At 69.0% G+C, this 15,740-nt stretch carries 16 protein-coding genes; 9 read left to right on the forward strand and 7 right to left on the reverse strand.

Annotated elements, in window-relative coordinates; all coding sequences use genetic code 11:
* Both DFS13_RS11145 and DFS13_RS11150 read right to left on the reverse strand, forming a co-directional pair.
* Positions 1-3,048: a DUF802 domain-containing protein gene (locus DFS13_RS11145; RefSeq protein WP_060212714.1), complete on the reverse strand. Its 3,048-nt coding sequence runs from the start codon at positions 3,046-3,048 to the stop codon at positions 1-3.
* 10 nt (positions 3,049-3,058) lie between these two features.
* Positions 3,059-3,856, reverse strand: coding sequence for a DUF3348 domain-containing protein (locus DFS13_RS11150; protein ID WP_060212716.1), 798 nt, complete (start codon positions 3,854-3,856; stop codon positions 3,059-3,061).
* Here DFS13_RS11150 and DFS13_RS39865 point away from each other — a divergent pair.
* Positions 3,855-4,169 (forward strand): hypothetical protein, encoded by a 315-nt coding sequence (locus DFS13_RS39865; protein WP_124550816.1) that lies wholly within the window; start codon positions 3,855-3,857, stop codon positions 4,167-4,169. The two genes, DFS13_RS11150 and DFS13_RS39865, sit on opposite strands and share 2 nt — an antisense overlap.
* A gap of 6 nt (positions 4,170-4,175) precedes the next feature.
* Here DFS13_RS39865 and DFS13_RS11155 read toward each other — a convergent pair whose 3' ends face one another.
* Complete coding sequence (locus tag DFS13_RS11155; protein WP_012493146.1) at positions 4,176-4,814, reverse strand: LysE family translocator; 639 nt, start codon at positions 4,812-4,814, stop codon at positions 4,176-4,178.
* A gap of 149 nt (positions 4,815-4,963) precedes the next feature.
* Here DFS13_RS11155 and DFS13_RS11160 point away from each other — a divergent pair, with 149 nt between their 5' ends.
* From DFS13_RS11160 to DFS13_RS11180, 5 genes are all read left to right on the forward strand, one after another.
* Positions 4,964-5,428 carry a GNAT family N-acetyltransferase gene (locus DFS13_RS11160; RefSeq protein WP_006485921.1) on the forward strand — a complete coding sequence of 155 codons (465 nt, stop codon included), beginning with the start codon at positions 4,964-4,966 and terminating at the stop codon, positions 5,426-5,428.
* 47 nt (positions 5,429-5,475) lie between these two features.
* Positions 5,476-6,054, forward strand: coding sequence for a hypothetical protein (locus DFS13_RS11165; protein ID WP_006485913.1), 579 nt, complete (start codon positions 5,476-5,478; stop codon positions 6,052-6,054).
* Between the two features lie 169 nt (positions 6,055-6,223).
* Entirely contained in the window at positions 6,224-7,603 is a 1,380-nt protein-coding gene (locus DFS13_RS11170; protein ID WP_006485924.1) for an FAD-containing oxidoreductase, read from the forward strand.
* A 79-nt stretch (positions 7,604-7,682) separates the two neighbouring features.
* On the forward strand, positions 7,683-8,585 hold the full coding sequence (locus DFS13_RS11175) for a LysR family transcriptional regulator (RefSeq protein WP_060212718.1): 903 nt from the start codon (positions 7,683-7,685) through the stop codon (positions 8,583-8,585).
* 123 nt (positions 8,586-8,708) lie between these two features.
* Positions 8,709-9,698, forward strand: coding sequence for a zinc-dependent alcohol dehydrogenase family protein (locus tag DFS13_RS11180; protein ID WP_060212720.1), 990 nt, complete (start codon positions 8,709-8,711; stop codon positions 9,696-9,698).
* 45 nt (positions 9,699-9,743) lie between these two features.
* Here DFS13_RS11180 and DFS13_RS11185 read toward each other — a convergent pair whose 3' ends face one another.
* Entirely contained in the window at positions 9,744-10,637 is an 894-nt protein-coding gene (locus DFS13_RS11185) for an SDR family oxidoreductase (protein ID WP_060212991.1), read from the reverse strand.
* Between the two features lie 95 nt (positions 10,638-10,732).
* Here DFS13_RS11185 and DFS13_RS11190 point away from each other — a divergent pair, with 95 nt between their 5' ends.
* On the forward strand, positions 10,733-11,590 hold the full coding sequence (locus DFS13_RS11190) for a helix-turn-helix transcriptional regulator (RefSeq protein ID WP_048988324.1): 858 nt from the start codon (positions 10,733-10,735) through the stop codon (positions 11,588-11,590).
* Positions 11,591-11,761: 171 nt separating this feature from the next.
* Here the strand turns inward: DFS13_RS11190 and DFS13_RS11195 are convergent, their stop codons facing one another.
* Entirely contained in the window at positions 11,762-12,145 is a 384-nt protein-coding gene (locus DFS13_RS11195) for a hypothetical protein (protein ID WP_006493487.1), read from the reverse strand.
* A gap of 359 nt (positions 12,146-12,504) precedes the next feature.
* Here DFS13_RS11195 and DFS13_RS11200 point away from each other — a divergent pair, with 359 nt between their 5' ends.
* Both DFS13_RS11200 and DFS13_RS11205 read left to right on the forward strand, forming a co-directional pair.
* Positions 12,505-13,026: a GNAT family N-acetyltransferase gene (locus DFS13_RS11200; protein ID WP_006493481.1), complete on the forward strand. Its 522-nt coding sequence runs from the start codon at positions 12,505-12,507 to the stop codon at positions 13,024-13,026.
* 160 nt (positions 13,027-13,186) lie between these two features.
* The gene (locus DFS13_RS11205; protein ID WP_006485916.1) at positions 13,187-14,134 is read left to right on the forward strand and encodes a GlxA family transcriptional regulator; all 948 of its coding nucleotides are present in this window, start codon (positions 13,187-13,189) and stop codon (positions 14,132-14,134) included.
* Positions 14,135-14,234: 100 nt separating this feature from the next.
* Here the strand turns inward: DFS13_RS11205 and DFS13_RS11210 are convergent, their stop codons facing one another.
* Complete coding sequence (locus tag DFS13_RS11210) at positions 14,235-14,708, reverse strand: SgcJ/EcaC family oxidoreductase (protein ID WP_060212723.1); 474 nt, start codon at positions 14,706-14,708, stop codon at positions 14,235-14,237.
* Between the two features lie 68 nt (positions 14,709-14,776).
* Positions 14,777-15,631: a DJ-1/PfpI family protein gene (locus DFS13_RS11215; RefSeq protein WP_060212725.1), complete on the reverse strand. Its 855-nt coding sequence runs from the start codon at positions 15,629-15,631 to the stop codon at positions 14,777-14,779.
* Between the last annotated feature and the right edge of the window lie 109 nt (positions 15,632-15,740).

Here is a 15,740-nt window from a genome sequence, read left to right on the forward strand (position 1 = left end):
TTACGCTCCGACAGGCGCTCGCCGGCCGGCGAGCTGCTGCAGGTCTTCGACGATCTGCTTCTGCGACATCACGCTCAGGTCGATCACTTCGCGCGCCTGCGCGACGTAGTATTCGAGCTGCTCGTCGCTGCGCGCGAGCGATTTCTCGAGCGCGGCCTCGATGCGCTGCAGATGGGTCAGCAGCTTGTCGTTCGATTCGCCGAACACCTGCACGGCCATCCCGAACGCGTCGCCGAGGCTCGCCACTTCGACGGCGCCGGCCGTGACCTGCGCGGCCACCGAATCGAGCTTGCGCGTTTCGGCCTCGACGGTGTCGTTGAAGCGCGCGCCGACGCGATCGAGCAGATCGGCCGACGTGCTGACGAGCGCGTCGATCGCGGCGCGCTGTTCGGTCGACGCGTGATTGACCGCGCCGAGCAGCGTCTCCAGCGTCGCGAGCAGACGGCTGCGTTCCTCGAGCGTCGCGGTGTCGCGCACCATGCTGTCGGACAGGCGCTGGCGCAGCTCGGCGACGACGTCGGCCGCGGCCTTCGGCGCTTCCGACGCGGCCTGCACGAGCCGCGCGATTTCGTTGATCGTGTCGCTCGCGTGAACCTGCGCCTGTGCGGTGATGTCGCTCGCGGTGCGGGTCAGCGTGTCGCAGATGTCCTGCTGGCGCGCCGCGGCCTGCGCGCTCGTCTGCGCCCATTCGTCACGCAGCGCGGCGGCCATCGCGGCGAGCGAATCGTTCCACGCGGCGAGGCGGGCTTCGTCGCGCGCGGCCAGTTGCGATTGCAGGCCAGTGTGCGATTCGCGGATCGTCGTCAGCAGATCGTTCGAGCGTTGCTCGAACGTCGACGCCTGTGCGGCGAGATCGCGCGTCGTTTGCGCGAGGGCGTCGCAGATTTCCTGCTGGCGGCCGGCGCTGTGCACGCCTGCGCGCTGCCATTCATCGCCGAGCTTCGCGGCCATCGCGGCCAGCGAGTCGTTCCATGCGGACAGACGTGCTTCATCGCGCGCCGCCAGTTGCGATTGCAGACCGGTGTGCGAATCGCGGATCGTCGTCAGCAGATCGTTCGAGCGTTGTTCGAACGTCGACGCCTGCGCGGCGAGGTCGCGCGTCGTTTGCGCGAGGGCGTCGCAGATTTCCTGCTGACGGCCGGCGCTGTGCACGCCTGCACGCTGCCATTCATCGCCGAGCTTCGCGGCCATCGCGGCCAGCGAGTCGCTCCATGCGGACAGACGTTCTTCGTCGCGTGCAGCCAGTTGCGATTGCAGACCGGTGTGCGACTCGCGGATCGTCGTCAGCAGATCGTTCGAGCGTTGTTCGAATGTCGATGCCTGTGCCGCGAGGTCGCGCGTCGTTTGCGCGAGGGCGTCGCAGATTTCCTGCTGACGGCCGGCGCTGTGCACGCCAGCACGCTGCCATTCATCGCCGAGCTTCGCGGCCATCGCGGCCAGCGAATCGTTCCATGCGGACAGACGTTCTTCGTCGCGTGCAGCCAGTTGCGATTGCAGGCCGGTGTGCGATTCGCGAATCGTCGTCAGCAGATCGTTCGAGCGTTGTTCGAACGTCGACGCCTGCGCGGCGAGGTCGCGCGTCGTTTGCGTGAGCGCGTCACAGATTTCCTGCTGGCGGCCCGCGCTGTGCTCGCCCGCACGCTGCCATTCGTCGCCGAGCTTCGCGGCCATCGCAGCCAGCGAATCGTTCCATGCGGACAAGCGTGCTTCGTCGCGCGCGGCCAGTTGCGTCTGCAATCCTGCGTGCGACTCGCGCATCGCGGCGAGCGTCGCGGCCGAATGGCGCTCGAACGTCGCGGCGGCTTCGCCCAGCGCGCGCGCATGCTGGCCGGCCAGCGTCTCGCCGACCTGCTCCTGGCGCGCCAGCGCGTCGCGCCACGCGTCCGACAGGCGGCCTTCGGTCGATTCGAGGCGCGTCGCGACACCATCGAGCAGATCCGACGAACGCTGCGCGAACGTGTCGGTGAACTGGCCGAGCGTCGTCTGCAACTGCTGCGCGACGGCGTCGCCCGCGCGACGCTGTTCGTCGAGCGCGCGATTCCACACGGCCGTCACGTTGCCGGTGGTCTTCTCGAAGCCGTCCGTCAGCCCGTCGAGCTGACGCTGCACCGCGCCCGTCACGGTGTCGCGCAGCGCGGCCATCTCCTGCGCGAGCCCCGTCATCGTCGCGGCGACGACCGGCTGCAGCGCGGCGCCGGCCACGCGCGCGCTTTCGGCGGCGCTCTCCTTCAGCGCGTCGCCGACGTTCGACGCCAGGCCCGCGTACGCCCGCTCGGTCCGGTCGAAAAACGCCTGCTGGCTTTCGAGCTGGCGATCGTGCAGCGCGACGCTGCGCGCCTCGAGCGTCGTCATCATCGTCTGCAGCCGGTCGACCAGCGCCGGCATCACGTCGGCCTGGCGCTGCAGCAGCCGGAACGATTCGTCGCGCTGGTGCGCGGACGAATGCACGCGCAGCGTCGTCGCGATCTTCGCGTCGAGCTGCTGGGCCGCATCGATCCGCTCGCGGCGCACGAGCGCGGACAGCAGCCCGAGCATCGCCGAGGTGGCCACACCGGCGATCGACGTGCCGAACGCGAACCCGAGCCCCTTCACCGGCGCGATCAGCGACGCGCGGATCGCATCGAGATCGGTCGCGCTCTCGAGCGCGGCGCCCGTGCCCTTCAGCGTGACGACCATCCCGAGCAGCGTGCCGAGCATCCCGAGCAACACCAGCAGGCCGACGAGGTAAGGCGTGAGCGCCGGGCCCGGCAGCGCGACGCGCGCGCCTTCGACCCGGGCGCGCACCGCGCCGCGCAGGCCCGGATGCAGCGTGTCGAGCCACGGGTCGAGCTTCGCGGGCGGCTCGGTCAGGCCGGCGACCGCGTGCGACAGCGTGGCGGTTGCCTGCCGGTAGCGCAGCAGTTCCCATGCGCCGGCGACGTAGCACGCGCCGATCAGCAGCGTGACGGCCGCCGCCAGCGGGTTCGACGCGACATAGCCGGCACCGATCCAGCCCACAGCGAGCAGACCGGCGACGAAGACAACGAGATCAAGGCGAATTCTGGACATAGCGTGTTGATTAGCAGGTGCGAAGGGCCGCGAGCAGCCCGTCTACCGTTTGAAACCGGACTTCGAGTTCGGCAAGCAGGATGCTTTGCATCTCGTCGCGAAACGTATCGAGCCATGCGCCGGGCACGATCGCCGCGACGGTCGGGGTGTCGGCCGCCGCCGCGCCTTCATCGGCCGCAGTGGCGGCATCGGGCGCATCGGAACCGGCGGCCGCAGCAGCGGCGGATTCGGCGTCGGCCAGCGCCTGCCGCTCCGCGTCGCGCAACCGCGCGAAGCGCGTGCCGAGCAGCGCGGGCACGGCCGACAGCAGGCTGCGCTCGCGCGCGCCGAGCACGCGCTCCATGATCGTGTCGAGCGTCGCGAGCCGCGCCATCCCGGACGAGCGCGCGGCGAGCGCGACTCGCAGGCGGCCGCGCAACTGGCCGATCGCCGTTTCCATGTCCTGCTGCAGGGTCAGATAACGCTGGCGGAAGTCCGCGAAATCCGCCGTATCGGCCGCCGGCGGCGGCAGGTCGCCCGGCCGGCGCCGCGTGCGCGGCCGGTTGGCGGCCATGATCGCCTGCGCGAGGTCGTGGCGCACGCGCGCGCAGTCGCGCTCCGCGTCGTAGCCGCGCACGCCGGCCGCGACGCCCGGCGGGCTCGCATTCAGCGCGGACGACAGCGTGATCGCGTCGGTCCAGCCGAGCCACTGGCTCAGCCGGTCGGACAGCGGTTGCCGGGATTCCGCGACGTCGGCATCGGCCAGGCGCGCGAGCAGCCGGACGAGCGTCGGACCGCTCAACGCCGGGCGCGGAGATGCTTGCACCATGCTGCAAACCGTCAAAAAAGGCAGCAGTTTACACGTCGTCGGCCGGTCGACCGCCAGAATCGGGGAAGCGGCGCGGTTCGGCGCGCCGGGTGACACACGCGAACGCCCGTCGTGCAAGGCTCGGCGTGGGATGGTGGCGGTCGGGAAACACGGTCGGCGGCGGCCGGCGAGCGGCCGCGCCATCGGGAAGCGATGCGTCGGCGGGCCGCCGACGCGTACTCGGGCGGGCGACCCGGCCGGTCTCGCCGGTTCGCGCCGACGGCCCGCGACGGCCATGACCGCCGCCGCGCGCGCCGACGCGGATCAGCAATGAAAGCGCTCAGATCCCCGCTTTCGGCGCATTCAGGATCAGCCGCAGCCCGAGCAGCGTGATCGCGCCGGCCGCGATGCGGTCGACCCACTTCTTCGCGCGCAGGTAGAGTTCGCGCGGCCGGCGCGTCGAGAAGCACAGCGCGACGAGCGTGTACCAGCCGAACTCGACCGCGAACACGAGCGGCGGCAGCACGAGATAGCACCACAGCGGCGGATGCTGCGGGAGCAGCGCCGCGAAGATGCTGCCGTACCAGATCGCCGTCTTCGGGTTGCTGAGCTGGGTCGTGAGGCCCGTCAGGAACGACTTGCGCGCGCTGCCGCCGGCCATCGCCTGCGGATCGTCCATCGCGATCGGCCGGTCGGCGCCGCGCCAGATCTTCGACGCCATGTAGATCAGGTAGGCGCCGCCCGCGACCTTGAGGCCCACATACAGCCATTCGACGGCCTGCAGCAGCGTGTACAGCCCGGCCAGCGCGACGCCGCCGAACACGATGCCGCCGATGCCCATGCCGAGCGCGGTGGCCAGCCCGTCGCGGCGCGACAGCCCGATCGAGTTGCGGGCCACCAGCACGAAGCTCGGGCCCGGAATCATCGCGCCGAGAAACAGCGCAGCCAGGATGGCGAGTACGGCAGCCGATGCGGTCATCGAAGTCTCCTTGGTCAGCGACGCCGCTGCGCCGGCGCCTGCGTGTCGTTTCCGACGGTCGAGCCGCTGATTCTGGCACGCTTCGCGCATCGCCGAAAGCGGCCGTGCGCTGCTATGCTGGCCCTCTTTCCCGTCATCACGCGCCACCCATGATCGAGATCCGCGCCGCCCGCTATCCCGACGATGCCGCCGCCGTCGAAGGGATCTTTCGCGAGTACGTCGCGAGCCCGACCGTCAGCCTTGAATTCCAGGACTACGAGCCCGAAATTGCCGCGCTGCCCGGGAAATACGCGGCGCCGCGCGGACGGCTGCTGCTCGCGTGGCGCGGCGAGCGCGTGGTCGGCTGCGCGGCGTTCCGCGAAATCGACCCGGCGACCTGCGAGATGAAGCGCGTGTACGTACGGCCCGAGGCGCGCGGGCTGAACGTCGGCCGCCAGCTCGTCGAACGGCTGCTGCACGACGCGAAGGCGGCCGGTTACGCGCGCATGTGCGTCGACGTGCTGCCCGAATTCGTCGCCGCCCGGCAACTGTATGCGTCGCTCGGCTTCACGCCCGCGCCGCCCGTCGCGTTCAATCCGGTGCCGGGCACGGACTTTCTCGGGCGCGATCTGTAACGCCGCGCGACTCCTCCCCTTTTCTCCTTTCGACCGGACCGCCCGCCATGCGCGCTCTTCGCCTTGCTGCCCTGCTGCTGCCGCTGCTCGCCGCGCTCCCGCTCGGCGCCCGCGCCGACAGCCTGCCGAAATCGATCGCCGCGCAACTGCCGGCCGGCTACCAGCCGTTGATCGCGCACGCCGGCCCCGATCTCGACAACGGGCGGCACAGCTTTCTGGTGGTCGTGCATCGCGCGGTCGATACGCGCGACCAGCCGTCGCCGCGCCCGCTGCTGATCTACGAGGAACAAGCCGACCACACGTACCGTCTCGCGGCCCGCAACGACCAGGCCGTGCTGCGCGCCAACGACGGCGGCCAATGCGATCCGTTCGATCCCGACGATGCGGGCGACAACGGCTTGGCGGTGAAGGGCCGCTATTTCACCGTGCAAAACGTCGTCGCGTGCGGGCAGCACTGGACCGACTACGTCACGTTCCGCTACGACCCGCGCACGCACGGCTGGCTCTTTTCGAGCCAGATCGTCACCGAATCGTTTCCGCTCGACGACCAGCCCGACCACGTCACCGTGACGCGCGCCGACGCGCACCGGCCGGTGTCGTTCGGGCAGTGGACGCGCAAGGACTAGACGCCGCCCGCGGCAGTGCCGTTTTTCAATACGACGCGTCGTCCGGGCGCCGCTCGCGGCCCCCGGCCAACCGGTCTACCATAGGCGCTCGTCGCCCGCGGGCGACCGCCGGCACGGCATGCGGCTTGCGCCCGCCCCTTTCCTCGTTGCACCCGCACAGGAGGACGTCATGACGCAACACTTCGATGCGATCGTCATCGGCACCGGCCAGGCCGGGCCGCCGCTCGCCGCGCGCCTCGCCGGCGCCGGAATGAAAGTCGCGATCGTCGAGCGCGGCCGCTTCGGCGGCACTTGCGTAAACACCGGCTGCATCCCGACCAAGACGCTGATCGCGAGCGCATACGCCGCGCAGCTCGCACGGCGCGCCGGCGAGTACGGCGTGTCGGTCGGCGGCCCCGTCACCGTCGACATGAAAGCCGTGAAGGCGCGCAAGGACCAGATTTCCGGCCGCTCAAACCACGGCGTCGAGCAATGGGTACGCGGCCTCGACAACACGACCGTCTTTCAGGGTCATGCCCGGTTCGAACGCCCGAACGCGGTGCGCGTGGGCGATGACGTACTCGAAGCCGAACGCATCTTCATCAACGTCGGCGGACGCGCGCAGGTGCCCGCGATGCCGGGCCTCGACTCGGTGCCGTACCTGACCAACTCGACGATGATGGACGTCGACTTCCTGCCCGATCATCTGGTGATCGTCGGCGGCAGCTACGTCGGGCTCGAATTCGGCCAGATGTACCGGCGCTTCGGCTCCAGGGTCACGATCATCGAGAAAGGCTCACGCCTGATCCGCCGCGAGGACGAAGACGTCTCGCAGGCCGTGCGCGAGATCCTCGAAAAGGAAGGGATCGACGTGCAGCTCGACGCGAACTGCCTGAGCGCGCGCCGCGACGGCGACGGCATCGTGGTCGGCCTCGACTGCGCGGGCGGCGGCCGCGAGGTCGCGGGTTCGCACCTGCTGCTCGCGGTCGGGCGCGTGCCGAACACCGACGATCTCGGGCTCGACCGCGCGGGCGTCGACACCGACGCGCGCGGCTACATCACCGTCGACGACCAGTTGCGCACCAACGTGCCCGGCATCTGGGCGCTCGGCGACTGCAACGGGCGCGGCGCGTTCACGCACACTTCGTACAACGACTACGAGATCGTCGCGGCCAACCTGCTCGACGACGATCCGCGCAAGGTGTCCGACCGGATCATGGCCTACGCGATGTACATCGACCCGCCGCTTGGCCGCGTCGGGATGACGCTCGCGGAAGCGAAGCAGACGGGCCGCCGGCTGCTGGTCGGCACGCGCCCGATGACGCGCGTCGGCCGGGCGGTCGAGAAAGGCGAAAGCCAGGGCTTCATGAAGGTGATCGTCGATGCGGACAGCCATGCGATCCTCGGCGCGTCGATCCTCGGCGTGACCGGCGACGAAGTCGTGCACGGGATCCTCGACGTGATGACCGCCGGCGCGCCGTACACGACGATCAGCCGCGCGATGCATATCCACCCGACCGTGTCGGAGCTGGTGCCGACGCTGCTGCAGGATCTGCATCCGGTCGAATGACGCACGGCAGGCGGGCGGCCGCGCATCCGGTTCTATCGGTGTGCGAAGATGGCCGCTCGCCACGCCATCCGGGAACGCCATGGACCGCCTGCAAACGATGCAGATCTACGTACAGATCGTCGAACGCGGCAACTTCACGCAGGCCGCCGACGCGCTACAGCTGCATCGGCCGGCCGTCACCAAAGCCGTGCAGCAGCTCGAACAGGAGCTCGGCGTGCGGCTGCTGAACCGCAGCACGCGCCGCGTCAGCGTGACGGCCGAAGGCGAGGCATTCCATGCGCGCTGCGTGCAGTTGCTCGGCAGCATAGACGATGCGTTCGCGTCGTTCCCGAAGCAACGCGCGGTGCCGAAGGGCCGGCTGCGGATCGACGTTGCCCTCGCGCTCGCGAAGACGGTCGTGATTCCGGCGCTGCCCGACTTCCAGCAGCGCTATCCGCAGATCGAGCTCGTGCTCGGCGCGAGCGACCAGCCGGCCGACCTGATCGGCGAAGGCATCGACTGCGTGGTGCGGGTCGGGACGCTGAAGGACTCGAGCATGGTCGCGCGCACCGTCGGCGCGGTGCCGATGGCCACATGCGCGTCGCCGGCCTATATCGCGCGTCACGGCTTGCCGCGTACGCTCGACGATCTGCGGATGCATCGCGCGATCAACTTCTTCACCGGCCGCAACCGCCGCGTGCTCGAATGGACGTTCCGCCCGCACGGCGACACCGTCGCGGTGAAGCTCGCGAGCAGCCTGCTCACCGACAACTCGGAAGCATTGCTGTCGTGCGGGCTCGCCGGTCTCGGCATCGTGCACGCGTTGCGGCCCGCGCTGCAGCCGAGCATCGACTCGGGTCAGCTGGTCGAGCTGCTGCCCGGCGTGCCGGCCGTGCCGAAGCCGGTGTCGGTGCTGTACCCGAACCGCGCGCATCTGCCCGACAAGGTGCGCGCGTTCATCGACTGGCTGACCGATCTGTTCGCGCGACGTTATCCGGCGTAGCACGGGTTCGCGTCGATTGTTATTCGTCAAATAACAATCAATGATCCGGCCGCGCGTTTATCCGGCGCGGGCGCCCGCCTACGATGCGGCTTCATCGACACCCGTTCATCGAAGGAGCGCTCCATGACTCGCATCGTCCGTTTCCACCGCATCGGCGGCCCCGAAGTCCTGCAGATCGACACCGTCGACGTGCCCGCGCCGGGCCCCGACGACATCCAGCTGCGCGTGAAGGCGATCGGCGTCAATCGCGCGGAAGTCATGTTCCGCCGCGGCGAATACACGTTCATGCCACGCTTTCCGGCATCGCTCGGCTACGAGGCGTCGGGTATCGTCGCGGCGGTCGGCCGCAACGTGACGGCATTCGCGGAAGGCGACGCGGTGAGCGTCGTGCCGGCGTTCTCGTTCGCCGACTACGGGATGTACGGCGAGGTGGTCAACGTGCCCGCGCATGCGGTCGTCAAGCATCCGGACAGCCTGTCGTTCGAGGAGGCGGCCGCGACGTGGATGATGTTCGTGACGGCCTACGGCGCGCTGACCGAACTCGGCGGGCTCGAGCGCGGCGACGCGGTGCTGATCGGCGCCGCGTCGAGCAGCGTCGGGCAGGCCGCGATCCAGGTCGCGAACCAGGTCGGCGCGGTGCCGATCGCGCTGACGCGCGGCGAATCGAAGCGCCAGGCACTGCTCGACGCCGGCGCGCGGCACGTGATCGTCGGCAGCCCCGCCGACCTGCCGCGGCAGGTGGCGGAAATCACGGGCGGCGTCGGCGCGCGCCTCGCGTTCGATCCGGTCGGCGGCCCCGACGCGGCGAACCTGCTGCGCGCGCTGGCCACCCACGGCACGTTCTTCCAGTACGGCGCGCTCGATACGCGCGACATCCCGGTGCCGGTGATGGACCTGCTCGCGCGCCACCTGACGCTGCGCGGCTACGAGCTGTTCGAGATCACCGGCGATGCGCGGCGGCTCGAACGCGCGAAGCGCTTCATCGTCGACGGGCTCGCGGCCGGCACGCTGAAGCCGCGGATCGATCGCACGTTCGCGTTCGACGACATCGTGGACGCGCACCGCTACATGGAAGCCGGTGCGCAGGTCGGGAAGATCGTCGTCACGGTGTGAGCGGCTGTCCGAGCCGCACCCATGGCGAGCGGCGCGCGCCGCTCGTCAGCTTTCGAAATACCGCGGCCGGTCGATATCGGCCAGCAACTTCGGCTGCGTCGGCGCCCAGCCGAGCGATGCCCGCGTGCGCTCGCTGGTTGCGGGCGCATCCATCCCCGCAAATCTCGCGAACCAGCCGAAGTGCTCGCCGGCTTCCGCCGCCGACTTCGCGACGACCGGCACGTTCAGCCGCCGCCCGATCACCTCGGCGATCTCGCGAAACGGCACGCCCGTATCGTCGACCGCGTGATAGCGCGCGCCGGCTGCGCCCCGCTCGATCGCGAGCCGATACACGCGCGCCGCGTCGAGCCGGTGCACGGCCGGCCAGCGGTTCGCGCCGTCGCCGATGTACGCCGACACGCCCTTCTCCCTCGCGAACGCAATCAGGTGCGGCACGAACGCGTGATCGCCGTCGCCGTGCACGGACGGCGGCAGCCGGACGACCGACGCGTGCACGCCGCGCGCTTCGAGCGCGACCGCCGTCGCTTCGGACGCACGCGGATAATTTTCCGACACCGGCACGTGCGGATCGTCCTCCGTCGCCGCGCGGCCGGGCGCGACGAGCGCAAGGCCCGACGTGACGATCAGCGGCCGCGCCGAGCCGACGAGCGCCGCACCGATCGTCTCGATCGCGCGGCGGTCGAGTTCGCAGTTCTGCGCAAAACGCGAGAAGTCGTGATTGAATCCCGTGTGGATCACCGCATCGGCGGCTTCGGCGCCGCGCGTGAGGCTGTCGAGATCCTCGAGCGACCCGCGATGGACGTCGGCGCCGGCCGCGGCAACCGACGCCGCGGCCGCGTCGGAGCGCGCGAGCCCCAGCACCGAGTGGCCGGCGGCCACGAGTTCGGCCACGACGGCCGAGCCGACGAAGCCCGATGCTCCCGTAACAAAGACACGCATGTTCAGCACCTCCGGATGAAATGGAGGCTTACTATCTGTCGAGCGCCGCGCGCGGTGAAGTCGTGACGGTTTACTGGTAAACGAACTAACAGGATATGGCTGACGCCCCCGACAACCTGCTCGGCGCGTACCTGCGGGACCGCCGCGAAAAACTCGACCCGGCCGCGCTCGGGCTGCCGGCGACGCGCCGCCGCACGCCGGGCCTGCGGCGCGAGGAAGTCGCGCAGCGCGCGCACGTGAGCGTCGCGTGGTACACGTGGCTCGAACAGGGGCGCGGCGGCGCGCCGTCGGCCGACGTGCTCGACCGGCTCGCCCGCGCGCTGATGCTCAACGAGGCCGAACGCGAGCACCTGTTCCTGATCGGCCTCGGCCACCCGCCCGAGGTACGCTATCACGCGCCGGCCGGCGTGACGCCGCGCCTGCAGCACGTGCTCGATTCGCTCGACGCGAGCCCCGCGATCATCCGCACCGCGACGTGGGACGTCGCCGCGTGGAACGACGCGGCGGCCGCGACGCTCACCGACTATGCGACGCTCCCGCCGGCCGCGCGCAACATCCTGCGGCTGATCTTCGTCGACGCGGGCGTGCGCCATGCCCAGTCGGACTGGGAGCGCGTCGCGCGGTTCGCGGTTGGCGGGTTTCGTGCGGACGTCGCGCGCAGCGGCGCGACGCAGGCCGTGCAGGCGTTCGTCGACGAGATGCGCGCGACCAGCGCCGAATTCGACGCGATGTGGCGCGACCACGATATCCGTACGCACGAAGAAGCCACGAAGGAGATCCGCCATCCGCGGGCCGGCCGGATCGCGCTCGAACATTCGACGTTCTCGGTTACCGGCCGCCCGGACCTGAGCCTCGTGATCTTCACGCCGGCGACGCCGGCCGACCGCGCGCGGATCAGGGAACTCGTCGCGGTACGCGAACGGGCCCGCGCAACGCCGGCGCCGGCTGCGTGACCGCACGCGGCTTTCTCGGTAGGTAGCCTGATTCGGGACGGCACGTATCAGCGCATCGCGAAGCAACCTGTCTCGTTCAATATCCGCGACTGACGAACGCGGGCGGAAAACGCAACGGGGCGTCGCGCACGCATGCGCGACGCCCCTCGTTCATTCACGGAACAGTGCCGACTACGCCGCGCGCTGCAGCAGGTCCGTGGCGAACGACTTCGCGTGCGCGACGGCTTCCTGCGCGTCGCCGAATACGCCGAGTTCATCCCAGTGCTCTTCGGCCGCATAGGTGCCTTTCACGGCGAGCGCCCGCTGGACGCTCAACTGCGCCGCGTATCGGCCGTCATCCAGCGGCCGGGCCGTCGCGACGACCTTGTGCGGCGGGCTGGCCCGCTCCGGCTGAACCAGCTCGACAGGGCCGCTGAGCGTGCCGATATTCATCAACTCGTTTCTGGTGTTGCAGTCCGGGCAGTAGAAGCACCAGCCGGCGCCCTCCTGATGGTGCCTGACCTGCCCGCGAGCCAGCACGGCACGACATTCAACGTTTTCGCAGATGAACGGCATCGCAGTCTCCGGAGTTGTTTGACGGAAATCCTAGCATGTCCGCCGGCGGTCAACCATCGGCATCCGCATGATGACCGTGCCGGCGGTTTCCGTTGGTTACGGGGGCCGGGCCAGCCGAGCGTCGGCGCCTTTCGCTGCGCTGCAAAATCGGCGCTTTTTTCCGCATCGGGAAGCCGCCTGCGCGACCGCGCGCAACATCGCTGCCCGACCCGGAAGCGATCGCGCGGCCTGCCGATGTCGACGTGAACGAGGCCGCCGTGCGTCCGACTGCGGCGGTCGCCGGTCGGCAGGCCACGAAGCGGCTGCTCGACATCACCCGGGATAAACTGTCGGCCCGATACCGAACCGAGAGAAGCGTCATGTTGATCCGCGTTGCGACCTTGGCCGATGCCATACCGCTTGCCGAACTGAAACGCGATACGTTTCGCGAAACCTTTCTGCAGGACGGCTTCGGCATCGACTATCCGCCGAACGATCTGGCCGAGTACGAGGCCCGCACCTACTCGGTTGCCGCGATCACCGAACAGCTCGGCGACCCGCAGTGCCGGACGTGGGTCGCGGAAGGCGACGACGGCACGCTGGTCGGGTATGCGCACGCGGGGCCGTGCAAGCTTCCGCACCCGGAAGTGGCGGACGGTTCAGGCGAGATCCATCAGATCTATCTGCGCCGCGGCACGCAGGGAACCGGCGCCGGACGGGCGTTGTTCGACGCCGCGCTCGAGTATCTCGCCGCGACGCGCCCCGGCCCGGTATGGCTCGGCGTGTGGTCAGGCAATGCGAAGGCCATCGCGTTCTACGAGAAGGCCGGCTTCAAGCGGGTCGGCACGTACGATTTCAAGGTCGGCGCATCGACCGATCTGGAGTTCATCTACCGTCGCTGAGCATCGCTTTCCGTCGGCATCGCATCAGCACGGCGCAAACGAATACAGTTGATCGATCGCGGCGTAAACGACGGTTTTCCCTCGTTTTGAGCCAACTGACACAATTCGAGGGTTCCCGGTAGAATTCGCCATTCCGGCGTTCTCGATCAATGGCTTCGTGATGCATCGCATTGGATTTTTCGTTTGCCGTGGCTACGACGCGCTCGATCTTGGCGGCCCGCTGTCGGCCTTCAATCAGGTGGCCACGGCCGCCGGCCATACGCCCTACGCGCTTCACGTCATCTCGCCAACCGGCGGCCCGATTCCCGGCAATACCGGCCTTTCGATCGACACGAAGCCGATCGGAAGACGCGCGTTCGACACCGTCGTGTTCGTCGGCGGCGATATCGCGCCGATGCAGACCTCGGACAATATCGCCGCGGCCAAAAAACTGGCCGCCAAGGCGTCGCGGGTGGCAAGCGTGTGCACGGGCGCGTTCCTGCTTGCCGAAACCGGCTCGCTGGACGGTTTGAGAGCCGCGACGCACTGGCGATACGCGGCGCAATTGCAGTCGCGTTTCCCTCGCACGCGGGTCGACGGCGACAGCATCTATGTCGTCGATGGCCGCGTCTGGACGTCGGCGGGTATTGCCTCCGGCATCGACCTGGCGCTCGGCATGATCGAACGGGACATGAGCGCGGAGATCGCGCGCGAGGTCTCGCGGCTGCTGGTCGTTCCGTATCGGCGGCCCGGCGGGCAGTCGCAATTCTCCGCGATGTCGCAGATGGAGCCGGAATCGGATCGCATCCGCATTGCGCTGAATTTCGCCCGCGAACATCTGGCCGAAGCGTTGCCGGTCGAACGGCTCGCCGATGCCGCCAGCCTGAGCGTGCGACAGTTCGGCCGCGCGTTTCGCCGGGAAACCGGTGAAACGCCGGCGCGGGCCGTCGAGCGTTTGCGCGTCGAAGCCGCAAGGCTGCGCCTGCAGGGCGGCAGCGAACCGATCGAACAGATTGCGCTGGCGGTGGGATTCACCGATCCCGAACGGATGCGCCGAGCGTTCATCAAGCTGCACGGGCATCCGCCGCAAGCGATTCGACGCGAGAGCAGAACGAACGCAGCGCGCTGATCGAGCGCTGCCGATCAGCGCGCTGCGTGGCCCGCTTCCCGCTAACCGGCGATGGGCGCGTGGGCACGTCGCGCGTCCTTTCGCCGGACGTCGACGATCGTCAATCCTTGACCGGCGGGTAAGCGTTCCACATGTCGCGATGCAGCTTCCACACGCCGCCCTGCTTCAGAAAGACGAGCGTCTGCTTGGCGCGGACCTTCAGCTTTCCATCACCGTCGCGAACCTCCGCATCCGACACCTCCGTCACGACCCGCTCATTGCCGTAGAACTCGTAATGGCTGAACGATACGGTGCCGGGTTTCGATCCGGCATACCCGTTGGTGAAGTACTCGGTGATCGCGCGGCGGCCGGTGACTTTATCGCCTCCCGGCGGCAAGAGCGCGCCGTCGTCGGTATAGAGGCGGCCGATCGCGTCGTAATCCCCTCGCGCAAAGGCATCCGCCCATCGCGCGTTTTCGGCCTTGATGGCCGCTTCGGGCGGGCGTTGCGAACCTGCGGCGAGCGCCGGCGTCGCGAGTGCGAAAAAGGACACGCAGGCTGCAAGCGCAGCCGTACACGGATGAATCTGTTGCATCGAGTGATTTCCGAATAGGGTTTGAATTGAAGAGGCCGGCAACCCTGCACGGGTTGCCGGCAAACGTGTCAGCGAACGCCGGGGATGCGTGCGAGGCCCTTCGATGCGCCCGGCAGCTTCTTGTCGACCATCGCGACGAGTTCGGGCCGTGCATCGCTCGGATGACCGGAGTGGAACGGCGGAGCGGGATCGTATTCGATCACGAGTTGCGTGTATTCGGCGGCCGGCTGGCCGCGCAGCTTCGCCGCCACGCGCAGCGCGAAGTCGATGCCCGCCGTCACGCCGCCACCGCTCATGAAGCGGCCGTTGTCGTCTTCGACGAAGCGGTCGGGAACGGGAATCGCGCCGTATTCGGCCAGCTTGTTGACGAACGCCCAATGGCACGCGCTGCGCTTGCCCTCGAGCACGCCCGTCGCGGCGAGCACGAGCGAGCCGTTGCACACCGACGTCACGTGTTTCGCCCTTTCCGCCAGACGCCGGATCTGCACCTGATACGCCGGCCGCATCGGTGCCGACAAATCGGACCCGCCAGGCACGAGGATCACGTCGGTCTTGTCGATATCGGCCAATCGCTCGGTCTTGCCGTACACGACGCCGAATTCGAGCGTCACGTTGCCGCCATCGAGGCTCGCGTAGCGAACGTTCGTATTCGGCAGCCGGTGAAAGATTTCGCTGGGGCCCGCGAAGTCGAGCAGCGTGCCGCCGTCGTAATTGACGATCAGGATGTCGAGCGGCTCGTTCGGCGCAAGCAGCCCTGCGCTGCCTGTCGGTGTCGGCGCAGGCGCGGCGTGCCCGAGCAACGCGCTGCCGCCCAGCACGGCGCCGAGGGTGGCGGCGCTGCCGAACTTCAGGACATCGCGGCGGGAACGGCCTGCCCGCGTGAGTGGCCCGGTGGGCGCATGGTTGTCGCTACTGTCGGTCAAGATGATTGCTCCTTGCACTTCGGCCCATGGGCGAGCGCAACCCCGCCGGGCCGGATGAAATAACCGCCACGGCGAACCGCGCGGCGGACGTGAAATCGGGAGGGGAACG

This window comes from Burkholderia sp. 28_3, from assembly GCF_003253915.1.
GTDB classification, from domain to species: Bacteria; Pseudomonadota; Gammaproteobacteria; order Burkholderiales; family Burkholderiaceae; genus Burkholderia; species Burkholderia cenocepacia.

Coding starts and splice junctions, on each gene's coding strand:
- DFS13_RS11145 (WP_060212714.1), bottom strand. CDS start 3,048: ATGTCCAGAATTCGCCTTGATCTCGTTGTCTTCGTCGCCGGTCTGCTC.
- DFS13_RS39865 (WP_124550816.1), top strand. CDS start 3,855: ATGCTGCAAACCGTCAAAAAAGGCAGCAGTTTACACGTCGTCGGCCGG.
- DFS13_RS11150 (WP_060212716.1), bottom strand. CDS start 3,856: ATGGTGCAAGCATCTCCGCGCCCGGCGTTGAGCGGTCCGACGCTCGTC.
- DFS13_RS11155 (WP_012493146.1), bottom strand. CDS start 4,814: ATGACCGCATCGGCTGCCGTACTCGCCATCCTGGCTGCGCTGTTTCTC.
- DFS13_RS11160 (WP_006485921.1), top strand. CDS start 4,964: ATGATCGAGATCCGCGCCGCCCGCTATCCCGACGATGCCGCCGCCGTC.
- DFS13_RS11165 (WP_006485913.1), top strand. CDS start 5,476: ATGCGCGCTCTTCGCCTTGCTGCCCTGCTGCTGCCGCTGCTCGCCGCG.
- DFS13_RS11170 (WP_006485924.1), top strand. CDS start 6,224: ATGACGCAACACTTCGATGCGATCGTCATCGGCACCGGCCAGGCCGGG.
- DFS13_RS11175 (WP_060212718.1), top strand. CDS start 7,683: ATGGACCGCCTGCAAACGATGCAGATCTACGTACAGATCGTCGAACGC.
- DFS13_RS11180 (WP_060212720.1), top strand. CDS start 8,709: ATGACTCGCATCGTCCGTTTCCACCGCATCGGCGGCCCCGAAGTCCTG.
- DFS13_RS11185 (WP_060212991.1), bottom strand. CDS start 10,637: ATGCGTGTCTTTGTTACGGGAGCATCGGGCTTCGTCGGCTCGGCCGTC.
- DFS13_RS11190 (WP_048988324.1), top strand. CDS start 10,733: ATGGCTGACGCCCCCGACAACCTGCTCGGCGCGTACCTGCGGGACCGC.
- DFS13_RS11195 (WP_006493487.1), bottom strand. CDS start 12,145: ATGCCGTTCATCTGCGAAAACGTTGAATGTCGTGCCGTGCTGGCTCGC.
- DFS13_RS11200 (WP_006493481.1), top strand. CDS start 12,505: ATGTTGATCCGCGTTGCGACCTTGGCCGATGCCATACCGCTTGCCGAA.
- DFS13_RS11205 (WP_006485916.1), top strand. CDS start 13,187: ATGCATCGCATTGGATTTTTCGTTTGCCGTGGCTACGACGCGCTCGAT.
- DFS13_RS11210 (WP_060212723.1), bottom strand. CDS start 14,708: ATGCAACAGATTCATCCGTGTACGGCTGCGCTTGCAGCCTGCGTGTCC.